This window comes from Microbacterium sp. HM-570, from assembly GCF_054165885.1.
In genome coordinates this window covers 2,106,653-2,125,533 of sequence record NZ_CM135111.1, presented here as the reverse complement: position 1 = coordinate 2,125,533, position 18,881 = coordinate 2,106,653, and the positions used below count along the sequence as shown (strand labels likewise).

The following is an 18,881-nucleotide window of genomic DNA, read 5'->3' as shown; positions in this document are numbered from 1 at the left end:
GCGCTGACCCCTGCCGTTGTGGTCAGCCCCCTGCGAGACTGACCGCATGAGCGCTATCGAGAACTCCAAACTCACCGTCGTCGGCGCGGGAAGCGTGGGCGCGAGCACCGCCTACGCCGCACTCATCCGCGGATCGGCCCGCCACGTCGCTCTGTATGACATCGCCACGGCGAAGGTCGAGGCCGAAGTGCTCGATCTCGCGCACGGCACCCAGTTCACGGGCGCGAGCGACGTCATCGGCGGCAGTGACCTCTCGGTCGTCGAGGGATCGCACGTCGTGGTGATCACGGCCGGTGCGAAGCAGAAGCCGGGTCAATCGCGCATCGAGCTCGCCGAGGTCAACGCGGGGATCCTGCGCACGATGATGCCCGAGCTGCTGTCGGTGGCGCCCGATGCGGTCTACGTCGTCGTCACCAACCCGTGCGATGTCCTGACGGTTCTGACCCAGGAGGCCACGGCGCTCCCGCCCGAGCGGATCTTCGCCTCGGGAACCGTGCTGGACACGTCGCGCCTGCGTTGGAAGCTTGCCGAGCGGGCCGGGGTGTCGACGTCGAGCGTGCACGCTTACATCGTCGGCGAGCACGGCGACACCGAGTTCCCCCTGTGGTCGAAGGCCACGATCGGCTCGGTTCCGATCCTCGACTGGGTGTCGCCCGGACACCCGCGGATGTCTCCGGACGAGCTCGACGCGATCGCGATCGATGTACGGGATGCCGCGTACAAGGTCATCCTCGGAAAGGGTGCGACCAACTACGCGATCGGGCTCTCGAGCGCACGCATCGTCGAGGCGATCCTGAACGACGAGCACGCGGTGATGCCGGTCAGCACCGTGCTGCGCGACTTCCACGGCATCGACGGGGTCGCCCTGTCGGTACCCTCGATCGTCAGCGCACGCGGCGCGGTGCCGATCCGCGAGACGGTCTTCTCGCCGCACGAGCTCGACCTGCTGCGGGACTCGGCTGATGCCCTGCGCACGGTCGCTGAGTCGCTGCGAGCCTGACCCGCACGGAGTATTTCAGCGCCGCGAGAGGATGTCCGGGGCCGAAACGTCCTCATCTCGCGCCGAAGTCCTCCGTTTCGGGCGCGCCGGAGCGTCAGCGCCGGCGCAAGGGCGCGGCCGCGACGCCTCCAGCGACACCGAACAGCACCACAGCGCCCGCCACGACGGCGAGCACCGGCAGCCACGAGTCGGCAGCCTCGTGGATCGCGCCCAAGATGATCGGGCCCGCGGCCGCGAGCCCGTAGCTGACCCCCTGGACGATCCCGGAACGCCCGTCGACCGTGTGCTCGCGGCCGCCCAGTGCGCCGATCATGATGAACACGACGGTCAGTCCACCGCCCTGCGCGACACCTCCGATGATGCACCAGAGCGGCCACAGGCCAGGATTCAGGGCGAACCCGATGGGGATCGCGAGCCAGCCGACCGCCACGAACAACACGCCGGCGAAGATCGAGACACGTGTCGTGATGATCGGCACGAGCAGGGCGCCCGCGATGCCCGAGACCTGGAACACCGCCGAGATTCCGCCCGCGGATGCGGCGTCGTACCCCGCGTCTTCGAGCAGCGACGGCAACCAGGCCGTGACGCCGTAGAAGCTGAACGCCTGCCCGGCGAAGGCCGCACCGAGCAACCACGTCGAAGCCGAGCGGGCGACACGCGGATCGACCTCGTCGGTCGGCCGCGGCACGGTTCCCCCGCGGGGCAGCAGCGCACCACGGACGCCGCGCAGGCCGAGCCACACGGCGAGCGCGACAACACCGAAGCCCACCCAGACCACGATTGCGCCGCGCCATCCGATCTCGGACGCGAGCGGCGCGGTCGCCAGGGTGACGGTCATCGTTCCGACGTTGATCGCCGAGGTGTATAGCCCCGTCATGAAGTGCGCACGCTCGCGGGGAAACTCCCGCGCGATGACTATCGGCACGACGACGTTGCCGATCGTGAGGAATAGGCCGATGACCCGGAACGAACGAGTCCCGCCGAGTGGGATTCCGTACTCTGGGTCCAGGCCCCGAGGCTCGACGACCGTGAAGACAGGGAAGTCATCCAGACAAAGGAGCGCACGTCGATGACCTACATCCTCGCCCTCGATCAGGGCACAACGAGCACGCGAGCGATCGTCTTCGACCACCGCGGCCGCTCCGTCTCATCCGGCCAACTCGAGCACCGCCAGATTTTCCCCCGCGCCGGCTGGGTCGAGCACGATGCGACCGAGATCTGGCGAAACACGCAGGAGGTGATCGGGGTCGCCCTCGCGCGCGCCGACATCACGCGGCACGACATCGCCGCCATCGGCATCACCAACCAGCGCGAGACGGTCATCCTGTGGGACCGACGCACGGGTCAGCCGGTCCACAACGCGATCGTCTGGCAGGACACCCGCAGCCAGGGCATCGTCGATCGCCTCGCCGCGGACGGCGGAGTCGACCGGTTCCGTGGGCTCACCGGGCTTCCGCTGGCGTCATATTTCTCTGCGACGAAGATCGCGTGGGTGCTCGAGAACCTGCCCGACGCGAAACGCCTGGCAGACGAGGGACACCTCGCCTTCGGCACGCCCGATACCTGGCTGCTGTGGAACCTGACCGGCGGCCCCGAAGGGGGCGTGCACGCGACGGATGTCACGAACGCCAGCCGCACCCTGCTGATGAATCTCGAGACGCTCGAGTGGGATGCATCGCTGCTCGAGGCCTTCGGCATCCCGGAGTCGCTGCTGCCCGACATCCGTTCCTCTTCGGAGGTCTACGGGCATGCTGAGCCGTCGAGCCTGCTGCGTGAGGTGCCGATCGCGGGCATGATGGGCGATCAGCAGGCGGCGACATTCGGCCAGGCGGCCTTCGCGCAGGGCGACAGCAAGAACACGTACGGCACCGGCAACTTCCTGGTCGTGAACACGGGCGATCGCCCGATCATCTCCGAGCACGGTTTGCTCACGACTGTGGCCTACCGTCTCGGCGACGGCACCACCGCGTACGCCCTCGAGGGATCGATCGCGGTCACCGGATCGCTCGTGCAATGGCTGCGCGACAACCTCGGCATCATCGGCACGGCCGCCGAGGTTGAAACGCTCGCGAACGAAGTGGAGGATGCGGGCGGTGTCATCATCGTCCCCGCGTTCTCGGGCCTGTTCGCCCCGCACTGGCGGCCCGACGCACGCGGTGCGATCCTCGGTCTCACGCGATTCGCCGACCGGCGGCACATCGCTCGTGCGGCGCTCGAGTCGGTCGCGTTGCAGAGCCGCGAAGTCGTGGACGCAGCGTGCGCAGACCTGGGCTCTGCTATCACCGAGCTTCGCGTGGATGGCGGGATGGTCGCCAACGGCACGCTCATGCAGATGCAGGCGGATGCCTTGGGGATTCCCGTCATCCGACCGGCGAACGTGGAGACGACCGCACTCGGCGCGGCCTTCGCCGCCGGGCTCGCGGTCGGCTACTGGTCGGGGCTGACCGAGCTGACGGGTCTCTGGAGCGAGGACCGCCGGTGGGAGCCGGCATCGACCGAGGCCGAGCGCACACACATGCTCGCGCGGTGGCAGGACGCCCTGGGGCGGACGCTGGACTGGCCGCTCGGGTGACGCCCTCTGTCGGTGGTGGCGCCTAACCTGGGCCCATGGCAACTCGAAAGCCCAGCACGGCCTACCGCTGCGCGGAATGCGGGTGGACGAGCGTCAAGTGGGTGGGCCGCTGCGGAGAGTGTCAGCAGTGGGGCACGGTCACCGAGGTCGCGGAGCAGACGGGCATCCTCCGCGGATTCACCCCTCACGCACCCACCGCTGATCGCATCGCGCGCCCGATCACCGACGTTGCGACGATCGAGGCTCCTCGCCGCCCCACGGGTGTCGGCGAATTCGACCGCGTGCTCGGCGGCGGACTCGTCGCGGGCGCGACGATCCTGATCTCCGGTGAGCCCGGCGTCGGTAAGTCGACGCTGCTGCTCGAGGTCGCGGCCCGTGCGGCCCGGTCCGGTCGGCGCGTGTTGTACGTGAGCGCAGAAGAGTCCACCGCGCAGGTCCGGCTCCGTGCCGAGCGCACCGGTGCACTCCACGACGAGCTGTTCATCGCGAGCGAGACCGACCTGGCGACACTCGTCGGCCAGATCGACCAGGTCGTCCCCACGCTTCTGATCGTCGATTCGGTACAGACCGTCTCGTCCTCGCTCAGCGAGGGACTGGCGGGGCATCCGAGCCAGGTGCGTGAGGTCGCCGCGACTCTTGTCCGCATCGCGAAAGAACGCGATCTGCCGGTGTTGATCGTAGGTCACGTCACGAAAGACGGTTCCATCGCGGGCCCTCGACTGCTCGAGCACCTCGTCGACGTCGTCTGTCACTTCGAAGGCGACCGGCAGACCGCGTTGCGCTTCGTACGCGTTCTGAAGAACCGCTTCGGGCCGACGGACGAGGTCGGATGCTTCGAGATGACCGGCGACGGCATCGCCGAAGTTCCCGACCCGAGCGGGCTGTTCCTGGGGCACGGCACCCCGGTCAGTGGCTCATGCGTCACGGTCGCGCTCGAAGGCCGTCGTGCCCTGCCCGTCGAGATTCAGTCCCTGGTCAATCCGAGCTCGACCCCGAACCCCCGTCGCGTCGTGAACGGCGTCGATTCGTCCCGCGTCGCCATGATCCTCGCGGTCCTCGAACGCCGTGCCGGGTTGAAGCTGAGCACCCTCGACGTCTACGTCTCGACAGTAGGCGGAGTCCGCCTCACTGAACCCGCCGCCGATTTGGCCATCGCCTTGGCCATCGCCAGCGCTCTCGGCGAGTTCGCCATCCCGCACCAGGTCGCGGCGGTTGGCGAGCTGAGCCTCTCGGGTGAGATCCGAGCGGTCGCACAGCTGTCACAGCGTCGCAGCGAGGCATCCCGTCTCGGTTTTGTGCACTTCGTCGATGCCGGGTCGAAGCACCTGCCGGCGGCGCTGGACACTGTCCGCGGTCACGCTGACCGCGGAGCTCGTGGCGGGCGCGCTCAGCTCGATCGTCAGAGCCGGGGACCGAGCGACGTTCCGGAGTTCTAGCCGCGCCAGGCGGCGTCAGTCGGCGAGAGCGTCGATCAGGTCTGCGGGCGACGCCTGCATCGGATGCGGACCCGCGATGTCGAGGAACACCGTTGTGATCGCATCGCGATGCGTGCGCAGAAACGCGAGCAGCCAGCCGGGCGACTGCAGGCCGATCGCCGGCGGAAGGTTCTCGGGCTTGTGGGCCGCGTCGCTGAACAGCAGAAGCGCGATCTCGCCCGTGTTGGGGTCGCGGTAGGTCCACACCTCGCCGACATCGAGCGGGTTGTCGCGGTCCGTCGGCGCCATCAAGGGCACGACCGTGTTGCCGTTTCGCAGTGCGAGGGCGACCGCGGCCACGTCCTGCTTTGCGAGCGCCTGGGCCAGCGCTTCGGATCGGAACACCGCGGCGCCCGCCTTCTTCACGCGCCCCTCGGGTTTGCCGGGTTTGCCGCTCTTGCCGGGTCTACCGCTCTGTCGCGCCACCCTTCCAGGGTAACCGGGGCGTCAGTAGAGCAGGATCTGTCGCGACGTCTGCGACGGGATGCCGCCGATCGAGACATCCAGGTGATACGACGCTCCCCCACCCGGTGCACGCTGACGGTCGCCCTCGCAGGTGTCGACGGACGAGCGGGTGCGGTCCCACGCGATCGGCGCCGAACTCTCGACGACCTGCCCAGCCGCGAGCGTGACGACCATGTCGCTCGGTGCGGCCTGGCAATCTGTCGAACGCCACCAGACATCGTTCCCGCTCGTGATCGTGAAACTCTGCTGCGTCGTGCCGACATTGATCGTGCACGGGGTGGCGCTGGTGTTCGTGAGACGGATGCTGAGCTGTGGGACCTCACCCGCTGCGTAGGACTCTTTGTCGGTCAACGCTTCGACGAGCACGCTGTCGGCAGCGCAGGCCTCGGGGGTGAGTTCGGCCGCAGCATCCGTCGCCGCTTCTTCCGGGAGGGCATCCGCCGGATTGGAACCGCCTGTCGCAGCCGGATCGGGCAGCGTCGGTGTCGTGTCGCTCGGCGAGGGCGACGCGGAACTCTGGCTTGCAGCCGGCGTCGTCGATTCGGCGGATCCGCGCCACGGCTGTGCGACGAGCAACCACACGACGAGGGCGACGACCACAAGCAACCCGATCAAGACGACGGCCCGCCGCCGCCGGTACACCGCGGGCGACGGACGCCGCCGTCGCGTGCCTTCGCTGCTCATGCAATCAGGCTAAGCGTGGGTCTCTCAGTCCTCGGCACGGCACGCCCTCCGTGGTGACACCCGGGTTCTGCCGCCGTGGTCTTCGAGGGTGAGTTGGCCTTTGAGGGTGTCGAACACGGACTCGACCCATTGTCGGATGCCTCCGAGTTTCCCGAACCTGGGGGTCTCGTCTTTGCGGTCGGGGCGGACAAGGTGCGCGCCGAGTTCGTTGGTGACGAAGTCCTCGAACTGCTTCCCAGCGAAGCCTTTGTCGCCAACGATCACCTGTCCAGGCTGGATGAGGTGTCGGTCGTGGTCGAGCATCGCTTGGGTGGCTTCGCGTTCACCGATCTTCGGGCTCGCGAGTCCCCAGACCACGGGCATTCCGTCGGGAGTGCAGATCAGATAGAGCCGGAAGCCCCAGAAGTATCGGGAGTGGGATGCGCAGTATCCGTAGTCGGCGTGCCCGGCAAGGTCTGAGCGTTTCACGGTCTCCCGCGATTTCCCGCACGGTAACGGGGTCGAGTCCACCAGCCGGGTGATCTCACCCCAGGACGGGGTGTCACGGGCCAGCTCGGTGATCACCGCAGAGAGAAGCCCGGTGGATTGGCGGACGCGTTTGCCCCACCCGGACTGGCCGGGCAGGTTCGGGAACATGCCCTTCAGGTGAGCGTGCGCGTATCGGATCCATTTCCGATCCGACGCGATCCCGAGCAGGTGTTGCGCGACCAGCAGGCAGAGCAATTCCGCGTCGTTGAGGGCGGGTTTGCGGCCCGGGTGGTGATCGCGGGTGAAGCCGATCGCGGGCAGGATCCGGTCATCGAGGTGGACGTAGAGTGTGATCAGGAGGGTGTTGAGTTCAGTTTTCACACACCGGGGTTAACACCCTCCGCCTGCGATTAACAGCATCCACGCCGACCCAGCCAAACGGACTCACTCATCTAGAGCGTCTTCAGCATCCGGGTATTGCCGAGGGTGTTGGGCTTGACGTGCGCGAGGTCGAGGAACTCGGCGACACCCTCGTCGGGGCTTCGCAAGAGCTGCGAGTAGACGTCAGGCGGCACGACCTGCTCGCCGATGGTCGTGAAACCGCGGCGTGAGAAGAAGTCGACCTCGAACGTGAGGCAGAACAGCCGCGTCAGTTTGAGCTGGCGGGCGTTCTGCTCGAGCGCGTCTACTATCCCCTTGCCGACTCCGCGGTGCAGCCAGTCATCCGTCACGATGAGGGTGCGGACCTCACCGAGGTCCTCCCACATGACGTGCAGGGCACCGCAGCCGACGAGTTGACCGTCGACCTCGGCCACGACGAACTGCTGGACGGATTCGTACAGCACGACCAGGTCCTTGCCGAGCAGAATCCGGCGCTGCACGAAGGGCTCGAGCATGTCGCGGATGCCGACGACATCCGTCGTCCGCGCCGCACGCACCGTGAAGTCGCCCATCCCTCCAGCGTAGGCCCCCGGTTACCCACCGTCCGGGGTTCACAATTCAGTCTCTGCAGTTTGGCGACAGCAGCCCGCGCCCGCAATTACGTGGGCCGCGCCACCTCCGCTGCCCGCGCAGACTGAATTATGAACGCGGCTGCCCCTCAACGACCCGCGCCCCGGTCGTTGAGCGAGCGCAGCGAGACGAAACGAACCGCCGAAACGACGAAGAGCGGATGCCTCACGCATCCGCTCTTCGTGTGTCCGGGTCGAACCCGGCAGTGTCAGTCGCTCGTGATCGCGAGGTCGGGCGTGGACGAGATCTCGCCAGCCGATGTCACTCCGACGGCCACCTTCTCGCCGCGCGGCTTGGTCTCGAACACGAACTCGCCGTTCTCGACGTCGACCTTGATGTGGTCGCCGGGATTCAGCTCGCCGTGCAGGATCCGCTCACTGAGGCGGTCTTCCACCTCGTGCTGCATCGCGCGGCGAAGCGGGCGGGCACCGAGAGTCGGGTCGAAGCCGATCTCAATCAGGCGTTCCTTGGCCGACTGCGAGAGCTTGATCGTCATGTCGCGGTCGAGCAGGCGGTCGGCTAGGCGCTTGGTGAACAGATCGACGATCTGCACCAGCTCGGGCTTCGACAGCTGCGGGAACACGATGACGTCGTCGAGACGGTTGAGGAACTCGGGCTTGAAGTGGCGCTTGAGCTCTTCGTCGACCTTGCCCTTCATCCGGTCGTAGCTCGTCTGCGCGTCACCCTCGACCTGGAACCCGACCGGTCCACCGGCGATGGCCGACGATCCCAGGTTGGTGGTCATGATGATGACCGTGTTCTTGAAGTCGACGACGCGGCCCTGACCATCGGTCAGGCGACCCTCTTCGAGGATCTGCAGCAGCGAGTTGAAGATGTCGGGGTGGGCCTTCTCGATCTCATCGAACAGCACGACCGAGAACGGCTTGCGGCGCACCTTCTCGGTGAGCTGCCCGCCCTCTTCGAACCCGACGAAGCCCGGAGGGGCACCGAACAGGCGCGAGACGGTGTGCTTCTCACCGAACTCCGACATGTCGAGCGAGATCAACGCGCCCTCGTCGTCGAACAGGAACTCGGCGAGCGCCTTGGCGAGCTCGGTCTTACCTACTCCCGTGGGGCCGGCGAAGATGAACGAGCCCGAGGGACGCTTCGGGTCCTTGAGCCCGGCGCGCTGACGACGGATCGTCTTCGACAGGGCGGCGATGGCCTCTTCCTGGCCGATGACGCGCTGGTGCAGCGCCTTCTCCATGAAGACCAGGCGGCTGGTCTCTTCCTCGGTCAGCTTGAAGACCGGGATGCCGGTCGCCTGCGCCAGAACCTCGGCGATCAGACCCTCGTCGACAACGGCGTGGGATGCAACATCCCCCGAACGCCACTGCTTCTCGAGCCGCAGCCGCTCGGCGAGGAGCGACTTCTCCTCGTCGCGGAGGCCGGCGGCCTTCTCGAAGTCCTGCTCTTCCGACGCCTGCTCCTTTTGCTGGCGAACGGCGGCGATCTTCTCGTCGAACTCACGCAGCTCGGGGGGCGACGACAGGATCGACAGGCGGAGGCGGGCGCCGGCCTCATCGATCAGGTCGATCGCCTTGTCGGGCAGGAAGCGGTCGGCCACGTAACGGTCGGCGAGGTTCGCGGCGGCGACGATCGCGCCATCCGTGATCTGCACCTTGTGATGGGCCTCGTAGCGGTCGCGCAGACCCTTGAGGATGTTGATCGCGTGGGGCAGCGACGGCTCCGCAACCTGGATCGGCTGGAAGCGACGCTCGAGCGCGGCATCCTTCTCGAAGTGCTTGCGGTACTCATCGAGCGTGGTCGCACCGATCGTCTGCAGCTCTCCGCGGGCGAGGAGCGGCTTGAGGATGGACGCCGCGTCGATCGCACCCTCGGCGGCACCGGCACCCACGAGGGTGTGGATCTCGTCGATGAAGACGATAATGTCGCCGCGCGTACGGATCTCTTTCGTGACCTTCTTGAGGCGCTCTTCGAAGTCACCGCGGTAGCGGGAGCCAGCGATGAGCGAACCGAGGTCGAGCGAGTAGACCTGCTTGTCCTTGAGCGTCTCGGGCACATCGCCCTTGACGATCGCCTGGGCGAGGCCCTCGACGACGGCGGTCTTGCCGACGCCAGGCTCACCGATCAGCACGGGGTTGTTCTTCGAGCGACGCGAGAGGATCTGCATGACCCGCTCGATCTCCTTTTCGCGCCCGATCACCGGGTCGAGCTTGTTGTCGCGCGCGGCCTGCGTGAGGTTGCGGCCGAACTGATCGAGCACGGCGGATCCGCCCTGCGCCCCCTGCGTCTCGTTCGCGGCACCGCTAACAGCGGCGGGCTCCTTGCCCTGGTAGCCCGAGAGCAGCTGGATGACCTGCTGGCGCACCTTGTTGAGGTCGGCGCCGAGCTTGACCAGCACCTGGGCGGCTACGCCCTCGCCCTCGCGGATGAGCCCGAGCAGGATGTGCTCGGTACCGATGTAGTTGTGGCCGAGCTGCAGCGCCTCGCGAAGCGAAAGCTCAAGCACCTTCTTGGCGCGCGGCGTGAACGGGATGTGACCCGTTGGCTGCTGCTGGCCCTGGCCGATGATGTCCTGCACCTGCTCACGAACGGCGTCAAGCGAGATGCCGAGGGATTCGAGCGCCTTCGCGGCGACCCCTTCACCCTCGTGGATCAGCCCGAGCAAGATGTGCTCGGTGCCGATGTAGTTGTGGTTGAGCATCTTCGCCTCTTCTTGGGCGAGCACAACCACTCGACGGGCACGGTCGGTAAATCTCTCGAACATTGCAGACTCCTCGGCATCGGCCGCACGCGTCCCTACGGCTCGCGTGTTACATCGAGGGTAACCAGCGGACGGATGCCTCACGCCTGTGTTCGCCGTGGGCGTGACGGCTTTGCGGGGTTGACGCGCGGCCCCCGCGTGCTTATCGTTTCTCGATAACAACGATTATCGATAAGAGGTTCACTCGTGACGACCCCGACAGCCCCGAAGCGCTCTGGCCCGACAGGTTCGACCGGCTGTCTGTTGTGTTGACACGCACGAACTGGCTGCTCGACGGCGTCGGCGGAATCCTCCTTGTCATCGCAGCGGCCTTCCGGCGCGGGACCGCGATGCAGTGCGACACCGAGGGCCTGGTGTGACCCCCGCCGAAGACGAGGGGCCGAGCGGCATCCACTGCCGACTCGACGAGCTCCTCGCCGAGCGCAGTATGACTCTCACCCGCCTCTCGGAGATCGTCGGTGTCTCGATCGTCAACCTGTCAGTGCTGAAGAACGACCGGGCGCGAGCCATCCGCTATTCGACGCTCTCGGCAATCTGCCGGGCGCTCGACTGCGAGGTCGGCGATCTGCTGGTCACCACCGACTGACCCGCTCAGCCCGCCCGGCCATCTTTCACTCGTCGCGAATGGCGCCTGTGAGGTATCCGAACCCGCCATATGTGACGAGTGAAAGTTGCTGGACACAGTTGACTCGTCACGAATGGCGTCCTACGCGGCCCAACATCCGCCATCTGCGACGAGCGAAAGCCGGGAACCGCCAAGGAGACCTCAGCGCGAACGACGTGCCTCGATCGCCGTGCGCACCCGCTGTACGACGACGACGCCCGACATCGTGAAGATGTGCCGCTTCGTCGCGCGGATGACGCGCCAACCCTCTTCAGCTAACCGGTCGAGTCGGTCCACGTCCCGCGCCCATTGCACAGGATCGGTGCGGTGGTGGTCGCCGTCATATTCGATCCCGATCTTCAGCGCGGGGTAAGCGAGGTCAAGGCAGGCGACGAAGCGGCCATCATCATCGAGCACGTCGTAGTCCAGCACCGGCTCAGGCAACCCCGCGTCGATCAGGATCAGGCGCAGCCAGGTCTCACGGCGCGACGACGCGCCGGTTCGCACCCGCGGAAGAGCCGCACGCAGGGCGCCGATGCCCGGACGACGACCCGCGCCGACGGCCGACTCGAGCTCGTCGATCGTCGCCCACGCCGGACGCGGCGGCGGTGCGAAGCCGCCCGGCCTGCGCGGGATACGCACGAAATAGTCGGCCGCCGCGACGAGATCGTACGGATGCGTCAACCGAGCCCCGAGCATCGCCCAGGTCGTTGCGGGGCTTGCCACGCGCCAGCCGAGCTCGGGGTGACCGCGAACCGATCCGTGCGACGGCGCGAGCGCGTACCCCTTCACCCCGCGACCCCGCGGGGCGCGACGCGGTGCGAAGACGGCCACGTCGAGCTCATCGTGGATGACCGTGGCAGAAAGCGGCACGCCCCAGATGACGGCGGCGGTCACATGACCGAAGAACTGGGAGTCCCGCATAACCGTGGCGAATTGACGCGCACGCGCCAGCATCCGCGACTCCGCCGTCTGGACAATGGGCGTGTGCGACACGGACCGGACGGCGTGGAACGGATGCTCGAGGTCGCGAGCCCGCAGCCGAGAACGCGAGACGCCCGCCGCTTCGGCCTGCGCGACGGAGAACTCCGCGCCCAGGCTGCGGGGCAGGTCGGTTCGGCGCATCCCGGCACCCTCGCACATCGCACGGTGGTCGCGCCGAAGTTGTCCACACACGGCGGCGCGACCGGAGCCGCCCGCCGGCGGAACAGGGCTGTTCACTCGGCGCAAATGGCGGGCCCCCGGCATCCTGACCCGCCATTTACGACGAGTGACTTCGGATTCGTCCGTTTCAGTCGTCGTGAATGGCGGGCTTTCGCACAATCAACAGCCATTCACGACGACTGAATGTTCAGATAGACGCTCGACAAGCGTGCAGGACAAGGGCGCGCAGAGTGAGACGCGCGGGGACGGCGCCGTTGCCGCTCCCCCGCGCGCGGTCTGAAAAAGTGGCGGTCTAGTTGGAGCCGTAGATCGGAACGCGGAGCCCGTCGAAGTCGTCCCCGACGAGCACGGCCGTGACGCCCTCGTCTTCGTCGAGGTCCGCCACCGAGGTGATCAGCGCGCGAGGCACCATGTCCATCGTGCAGATCTGGTCGGCCGGCGGGTCGACGAACGTGACCGTCACCTCGGATGGCGCCACGACTTCCGTGGAAGCGACGACGGGAACGCACGTCGAGCTCCCCCAGGTCACGAGCACGAAGGAGTCGTCATCGTCGATCCATCCGGCACTCGGCGCATACTCGGAGGCCGTGTTGGTGGGGTCTAGTCCCTGCACACCGTCGAGGTCGGTGTCGCCCGTGAATCCGTCACCCGCGACCGTGATCTCGAGGTCAACTGCGGGGTCCATGTCCGGGAGCGCATCGACGAGGGTCACGCGAGGGACCATGTCCGTCGTGCACACCTCGTCCGTGTCGGCATCGGCGAGGATTACCGCGAACGTGCCATTGTCTTGCAGCGCGGCATCTTCGACGACCGGGACACAGGTCGATGACCCGTACGTGATGATGCCGATCATCCGGCCGTCGTCGAGCCAGGTCGCGTCGACCTCAACCTCAACCTCAGAGACACTGCCATCGGCGGGTACGGAGCTGCTGCTCCCCGGCGACGCGGGCGTGGCCGTGCATCCCGCGAGTCCGAGGAGCACGACGGCTCCGGCGCCGAGCGCGATGAGTGCTTTGCGAACAGCCACGATGGAACCTCTCCGGGCGGGATGCCTCGTCCCTCATCCTGCGGACGTGCTGTCGTCCGCTCATCCATCCTGACCGATCGCTCCAGACCCACCATGCGAAGACGGTGACAGCGCGATAACGATCACCACTCAAGTCGGTAACGCTCGCGCAACCCGGAACACGGGCACGCCCTCTACTGCAGGGCCGAGGTCAGACGCGCGAGGTTGTCGAGCACCGTCGAGCGGAGGGGCTGCTGCTTCCACTCTTCGAGCGTCAGCTCGCGGCTCAGCGAGCGATAGCGATCCTCGACCGCACGCATCTGATCGGCGAACTCGCTGCCGCGCACCAGCAGCGAGATCTCCATGTTCAGGCCGAACGAGCGCATGTCCATGTTGCTCGAGCCGATCACGGCGGTCTCGTCATCGATCGTCAGGCTCTTGGAGTGCAGGATGAAGGGCTTGCGGTACATCCAAATCTTCACGCCGGCGCGCAGGAGTGCCTCGTAGTAGCTGCGCTGCGCGTGATAGACGATCGCCTGATCGCCCTCTTCACTGACGAAGAGTTCGACCTGCACGCCGCGGTGACACGCGGTCGTCACCGCCAGCAGCAGCGACTCGTCCGGCACGAAATAGGGGCTCACGATGATGACCTTGCGCTCGGCCGCGTAAAGCATGCCGAGGAAGAGGCGCAGGTTGTTCTCGGAATCGAATCCGGGACCGGATGGCACGACCTGCGCATCAAGATCGCCGGGTCCGGTGTCGAGGTTCTCGACGTCGAACTCGGCCGAGAGTTCTTCGTCGGTCTCGCTGTACCAGTCCGAGAGGAATACGGCGTTGACGCTCGCGACGACCGGCCCCTGCAGCCGCACCATCAGATCGACCCAGTGCAGACCGCGGCGAATATTCTTGGGCAGGTTGTAGGTCGAGTCGGTGACGTTCTGCGAGCCCATGAACGCGACATTGTCGTCGACGACCAGAAGCTTGCGGTGGTTGCGGAGGTCAGGACGTTGGTACTTGCCTTTGAACGGCTGCACCGGAAGCATCAGGTGCCACTGTGCACCCATCGCGTCGAGCCGCTTCAGCGTCGCCTTGTAGTTGGGCTTGCCGCGGTTGGCCCAGTGGTCCAGCAGCACGCGCACCGTGATTCCGCGGGCGCACGCCTCTTCCATAGCCCGGAACAGGTTGTCGGTCGCGGCATCCGATTGCAGGATGTAGAACTCGATATGCGCGTAGTGCTCTGCTGCGCGAACGGCATCCGCCATCGCGTCGAGGCTCTCCTGATACTCGGCGATCAGGGTGACCGTATTGTCACCGGCGAGGGGCATTGCTCCGAGGTTGCGGTTCATCGTGACAAGCGAGGTGAACCAGGCCGGAGCATCCGGGCGCAGCGAACCGAACTCGAGGTTTTCCGTCGCGTCGTGGATGTACTCGTTGATCTGCCGCTGCTTGCGACGGCGAACCCGCGGGAGCCGCGGATTACCGATCAGAAAGAAGAGCAGAAGCCCGACGAACGGGATGAAGTAGATGGCCAGCAACCATGCCGTCGCCGCTGTCGGGCGGCGATTGCGCGGGATGACGATGATTGCCCAGATGCGGATGGTCAGGTCGAAAATGAGGATGGCGACCAGCCACCACGTGATGTCGAAATTGAGGACGAGCACCCGTTTCCCTCCGCCGGCTCGTGCTCAGCGTAGCGGGGTGGGTCAGGGTGCCGCGGGACGCGGGTCTTCCGGCGCGGGGGCCATGCCCCGCTTCGCGCGCTCTTCGGCCTCGATCTGGGCGTAGACGCGGCGCTCCGTGCGGTCCATGCGAATGATGCCACGTAGCACGAAGAAGAAGACCACCGAGACGACAAGGGTCGGCAGAATCGACCAGATCAGTGCCGCCCAGTAGCCTTCCACCCCTCCAGGATACGCCCCGAGGGGGCATACCGGACACTCGGACGCTCCCTCCACAGCACGTCCCGGTGCCGGTCGTCCCCCGATTCCGCCTTCCCACCGGCCTCAGGACGGCGTCCAGGCCACGCTGGCCGCATGCCCACCATCATCAAGGCCTCCGACGCCGCAGACTTCCTCGCCCTCGTTCCCGCTCTGGCCGGCTATCGCCCTCGGCAGAGCCTCGCGCTCGTGCTGTTCCGCGGCAAGCGGACGGCGGGCGTCATGCGCTACGACCTGCCGGAGCCCGACGCGGTCGAAGCGATGGCCTCGACCACGATCGGACTCGCCTGCAAGGTCGACCGCATCGACGGCATCGCGATCGTCGTCTACACAGATGCAGGTTTCCGCGACGATGGCTCGGGCCCGATCGCCTGGCAAGATCTCGTCACTGCACTGGAAAAGCGGGCGCATGTCTGTGGCCTGCGAGTCGTAGAGGCTCTCTGCGTTGCGGGCGATGCCTGGGGGTCGTACGCCGACGGCGAGGCGCGACCCCTCTCCGAGGTACGCGAGCGCGAGGCCGATCTGCCCATGTCGGTTCCTGCGGGGGATCAGGGTGCGGGCGCTTTTCTGCCCGAGGTCGATCTGGCCGAGAAGGAGCGGATGGCACGCGCGCTCCTCACGATCGACGATGCGGCCGAGGCCCTGCTGGCAGCACCCTCGAACGTCGAGACGGCCAATGTTCCCTCGCTGGCACGCCTGGATCCGCGCGCGCTCGCGGCGGTCGTTGCCCTGGATGACGTACCTGAACTGTTCGAGGACGCCCTGACCTGGGACCCCGACACCCTGGACGCGTTCTCGGGCGCAGTACTGCTGTGGTGCCTGCGTCGCCCCGCGCTGCGCGATGTGGCACTGCAGCAGTGGGCCGGAGACATCCACGCGGGCGAACTCGCCCTCTTTGCCCAGGTGCGGTGGGAGGCCGGCCACGAGTATCCGGCCGAACTCGGTGCTCGCTTCTGCGGCGACGGTCCGCGGCCCGATTCGGGTCGCTTGCACCGCGCTCGAAATCTGGTGCGCCGCATCGCGGCGGCGGCCCCGCGCGACGCACGGCCGGGGCCCCTGGCCGCGGCGGCGTGGATCAGCTGGGCACTCGGTGGTTCGACGCACGCGGGCTGGTACGCCGAGCGGGCTCTCGAGATCGACCCCGAGCACGGCTTGTCTCAGATCGTGATGACGATGTGCACAGCCTCACATCTGCCAGAGTGGGCGTTCGCCCGCGAGTGAACGCAGTGGGCGTTCGCCCGCGAGTGAACGCAGTGGGCGTTCGCCCGCGAGTGAGTTCTTACTTGACGAGCGGGAACAGGATCGTCTCGCGAATGCCGAGGCCCGTGATGGCCATCAGCAGTCGGTCGATTCCCATGCCCATGCCCCCCGAAGGTGGCATGCCGTGCTCGAGCGCCCGCAGGAAGTCCTCGTCGATGCGCATGGCCTCGACATCTCCTCGCGAAGCGAGAACCGCCTGCTCGACAAAACGCTCGCGCTGGATCACGGGGTCGACGAGTTCGGAGTAGCCGGTGGCCAGCTCGAACCCGCGGATGTATAGGTCCCACTTCTCCACGACACCCTCGATCGAGCGGTGCGCCCGCACGAGCGGGCTCGTGTCGACCGGGAAGTCCATGACGAACGTCGGGCGCTCGAGGCCACCCTTCACGAAGTGGTCCCACAGTTCCTCGACGAGCTTGCCGTGGGTGACATGAGCGGGCTCGTCGACACCGGATGCCGCGGCGAGCGCGAGCAGTTCGTCGACGGATGTCTGGGGTGTGATCGTCTGCGTGCTGGCAGACGAAAGCGACTCGTACATCGAGATGCGGTCCCAGTCGCCGCCCAGGTCGTACTCCGTGCCGTCGGCCCACGTCACGACCGTCGAGCCCGAAACGGCGCGCGCGGCGTTCTGGATGAGCTCCTGTGTCAGGTCGGCGATGCCGTTGTAGTCGGAGTACGACTGGTACGCCTCGAGCATCGCGAACTCGGGACTGTGGGTCGAGTCGGCGCCCTCGTTGCGGAAGTTGCGGTTGATCTCGAACACCCGATCCAGGCCCCCGACGACCGCACGCTTCAGGAACAGTTCGGGCGCGATGCGTAGGAACAGCTCGGTGTCGAAGGCATTCGAGTGGGTCACGAACGGACGAGCCGCCGCACCGCCGTGCTGCACCTGCAGCATCGGCGTCTCGACCTCGAGGAAGTCGTGCTCCGCGAACGTCGCGCGCAGGCTCGCATTGACCGCCGCGCGGGCCCGCACCGTCTGGCGGGCCTGATCGCGCACGATCAGGTCGAGGTAGCGCGCGCGCACGCGGCTCTCCTCGTTGAGCTCGGAGTACATGTTCGGCAGAGGCAGGATCGCCTTCGCCGCGATCTGCCACTCGTCGAGCATGATCGAGAGCTCGCCGCGGCGGCTCGAGATGACCTCGCCCGCGACGAAGACGTGGTCACCCAGGTCGACGAGTTCTTTCCACCGCTGCAGGGACTCCTCGCCGACACCGGCCAGCGAGACCATCGCCTGGATCCGGCTGCCGTCGCCGGCCTGGAGCGTCGCGAAGCAGAGCTTGCCCGTGTTGCGGCTGAAGACGATGCGACCGGCGACCGCGGCGCGCACGCCCGTCGCGGTGTCGGCCTCGAGCTCGCCGTATGCCTCGCGAAGCGCCGCGATCGTGTCGGTCACGGGAACACTGACGGGGTAGGCGCCGCCCGAGGCATCCGTCCGCTCGTCCTGCAGGCGCTCGCGCTTAGCGAGCCGCACCGCCTTCTGTTCGAAGACGTCCTCTTCGGAGGCAGCGTCGGACGGCACGGAAGAATCGGTCATCTGCGGGGGCTCCTCGAAAGTCGACACAAGTCTATCCGCGCGCCCCCGCGCGCCCCGGCCCGCGGGGGCGCCCACGGAACGACACGCGTGTCAGCGGATGTAGACCTCGGCGTTGTCGATGAACCGATGCCCCGCGACCGTCGCGGCGATCAGCACGAGAGCGGTGCCCTGGTGTCCCTCGTCGGCGGGCAGGAAGGTCTCGGGATCAACGACGCTGAGGTACTCGAGCCGGATCCGCTCCTCGCCCATGAGAGACGACTGAGCGGCCGCGATGCACGCGTCGATCCCGCGGTCGGCGTTGGATGCGGCCGCTTCGAGCGCGGCGACGAGCTTGCTCGCCGCCTTGAGGTCGCGCTCCTCGAGCAATCCGATGCGCGTCGAGATGGGCAGGCCGTTATCGTCGCGGACGGTGTCTGCCTCGAGCACCTCGACATCGAGGTACAGATCACGCACCATGCGTCGGACGAGGAAGATGCGCTGCGCGTCGCGGCGACCGTAGACCGCGAAGTCCGGCCCCACGAGATTCAGGAGTTGCGCCTCGACCGTCAGCAGCCCATCGAAGTAGCCCGGGCGCGCCCGTCCCTCGAAGCGCAGGCCGAGGTCACCCGCGGTGACCTTCGTCGTCTGCGACCCGTGCGGCAGGAGTTCTTCGGCGCTCGGCGCGAAGACGATGTCGACTCCGAGAGATTCGAGCAGCGCAGCATCCGCGTCGGGCGTGCGCGGGTAAGCCTCGAAAGCGCTCGTTGTCGCGAAGCGGAGCGGGTTGACGAAGACCGAGACCACCACGATGTCGGCGCGTTCCCGAGCCCGGTGGATGAGGTCGATGTGCCCGTCGTGCAGGGCGCCGATGGTGGAGATGAGTGCGACGGTGGGCGCGGCGGATGTGTCTCGCGCCGCATCCCCCGCCGTCCGCGCTGCGCTTCTGGCTTCTGCCAGTCGGGTGCGCAGCTCGGCGATGGAGCTGATCATC

The 18,881-nt window shown here is 67.0% G+C and carries 16 protein-coding genes and 1 pseudogene; 5 read left to right on the top strand and 12 right to left on the bottom strand.

The window, feature by feature from the left end; translation table 11 throughout:
* The first annotated feature begins 46 nt into the window (after positions 1–46).
* The gene (locus ACT9TC_RS10055) at positions 47–1,000 is read left to right on the top strand and encodes an L-lactate dehydrogenase (RefSeq protein WP_458040383.1); all 954 of its coding nucleotides are present in this window, start codon (positions 47–49) and stop codon (positions 998–1,000) included.
* 94 nt (positions 1,001–1,094) lie between these two features.
* On the opposite strand, the gene ACT9TC_RS10050 is transcribed toward ACT9TC_RS10055, so the two are convergent.
* Entirely contained in the window at positions 1,095–2,132 is a 1,038-nt protein-coding gene (locus ACT9TC_RS10050; protein ID WP_458040382.1) for an MFS transporter, read from the bottom strand.
* Between ACT9TC_RS10050 and glpK the strand changes: the two genes are divergently transcribed.
* Together glpK and radA are read left to right on the top strand one after the other, a co-directional pair.
* Entirely contained in the window at positions 2,070–3,572 is a 1,503-nt protein-coding gene (gene glpK, locus ACT9TC_RS10045) for a glycerol kinase GlpK (protein WP_458040381.1), read from the top strand. The two genes, ACT9TC_RS10050 and glpK, sit on opposite strands and share 63 nt — an antisense overlap.
* Positions 3,573–3,607: 35 nt before the next feature.
* Positions 3,608–5,008: a DNA repair protein RadA gene (gene radA, locus ACT9TC_RS10040; RefSeq protein WP_458040380.1), complete on the top strand. Its 1,401-nt coding sequence runs from the start codon at positions 3,608–3,610 to the stop codon at positions 5,006–5,008.
* Between the two features lie 15 nt (positions 5,009–5,023).
* Here radA and ACT9TC_RS10035 read toward each other — a convergent pair whose 3' ends face one another.
* From ACT9TC_RS10035 to ACT9TC_RS10015, 5 genes and pseudogenes are all read right to left on the bottom strand, one after another.
* A complete protein-coding gene (locus ACT9TC_RS10035; RefSeq protein ID WP_458042912.1) occupies positions 5,024–5,413 on the bottom strand; it encodes a dehydrogenase in 390 nt (129 codons plus the stop codon).
* Between the two features lie 81 nt (positions 5,414–5,494).
* Complete coding sequence (locus tag ACT9TC_RS10030; RefSeq protein ID WP_458040379.1) at positions 5,495–6,196, bottom strand: hypothetical protein; 702 nt, start codon at positions 6,194–6,196, stop codon at positions 5,495–5,497.
* Between the two features lie 63 nt (positions 6,197–6,259).
* A pseudogene (locus tag ACT9TC_RS10025) lies at positions 6,260–7,045 on the bottom strand (IS982 family transposase); the annotation flags it as partial.
* Positions 7,046–7,116: 71 nt separating this feature from the next.
* Positions 7,117–7,617 carry an amino-acid N-acetyltransferase gene (locus ACT9TC_RS10020; RefSeq protein ID WP_458040378.1) on the bottom strand — a complete coding sequence of 167 codons (501 nt, stop codon included), beginning with the start codon at positions 7,615–7,617 and terminating at the stop codon, positions 7,117–7,119.
* 266 nt (positions 7,618–7,883) lie between these two features.
* Positions 7,884–10,406, bottom strand: a complete 2,523-nt coding sequence (locus ACT9TC_RS10015; RefSeq protein WP_458040377.1) for an ATP-dependent Clp protease ATP-binding subunit — start codon at positions 10,404–10,406, stop codon at positions 7,884–7,886.
* A 352-nt stretch (positions 10,407–10,758) separates the two neighbouring features.
* Here ACT9TC_RS10015 and ACT9TC_RS10010 point away from each other — a divergent pair, with 352 nt between their 5' ends.
* Positions 10,759–10,989 carry a helix-turn-helix domain-containing protein gene (locus ACT9TC_RS10010; protein ID WP_458040376.1) on the top strand — a complete coding sequence of 77 codons (231 nt, stop codon included), beginning with the start codon at positions 10,759–10,761 and terminating at the stop codon, positions 10,987–10,989.
* A gap of 180 nt (positions 10,990–11,169) precedes the next feature.
* On the opposite strand, the gene ACT9TC_RS10005 is transcribed toward ACT9TC_RS10010, so the two are convergent.
* From ACT9TC_RS10005 to ACT9TC_RS09990, 4 genes are all read right to left on the bottom strand, one after another.
* The gene (locus tag ACT9TC_RS10005; protein ID WP_458040375.1) at positions 11,170–12,132 is read right to left on the bottom strand and encodes an endonuclease domain-containing protein; all 963 of its coding nucleotides are present in this window, start codon (positions 12,130–12,132) and stop codon (positions 11,170–11,172) included.
* Positions 12,133–12,463: 331 nt separating this feature from the next.
* Entirely contained in the window at positions 12,464–13,198 is a 735-nt protein-coding gene (locus ACT9TC_RS10000; protein WP_458040374.1) for a hypothetical protein, read from the bottom strand.
* A gap of 173 nt (positions 13,199–13,371) precedes the next feature.
* On the bottom strand, positions 13,372–14,838 hold the full coding sequence (gene cls / locus ACT9TC_RS09995; protein ID WP_458040373.1) for a cardiolipin synthase: 1,467 nt from the start codon (positions 14,836–14,838) through the stop codon (positions 13,372–13,374).
* A 42-nt stretch (positions 14,839–14,880) separates the two neighbouring features.
* Positions 14,881–15,078: a hypothetical protein gene (locus ACT9TC_RS09990; RefSeq protein ID WP_458040372.1), complete on the bottom strand. Its 198-nt coding sequence runs from the start codon at positions 15,076–15,078 to the stop codon at positions 14,881–14,883.
* A 132-nt stretch (positions 15,079–15,210) separates the two neighbouring features.
* Between ACT9TC_RS09990 and ACT9TC_RS09985 the strand changes: the two genes are divergently transcribed.
* Positions 15,211–16,335 (top strand): DUF4192 family protein, encoded by a 1,125-nt coding sequence (locus ACT9TC_RS09985; RefSeq protein ID WP_458040371.1) that lies wholly within the window; start codon positions 15,211–15,213, stop codon positions 16,333–16,335.
* A 58-nt stretch (positions 16,336–16,393) separates the two neighbouring features.
* Here ACT9TC_RS09985 and lysS read toward each other — a convergent pair whose 3' ends face one another.
* Entirely contained in the window at positions 16,394–17,911 is a 1,518-nt protein-coding gene (gene lysS, locus ACT9TC_RS09980) for a lysine--tRNA ligase (protein WP_458040370.1), read from the bottom strand.
* 90 nt (positions 17,912–18,001) lie between these two features.
* Positions 18,002–18,880, bottom strand: coding sequence for a pantoate--beta-alanine ligase (gene panC / locus ACT9TC_RS09975; protein ID WP_458040369.1), 879 nt, complete (start codon positions 18,878–18,880; stop codon positions 18,002–18,004).
* Position 18,881 lies beyond the last annotated feature (1 nt).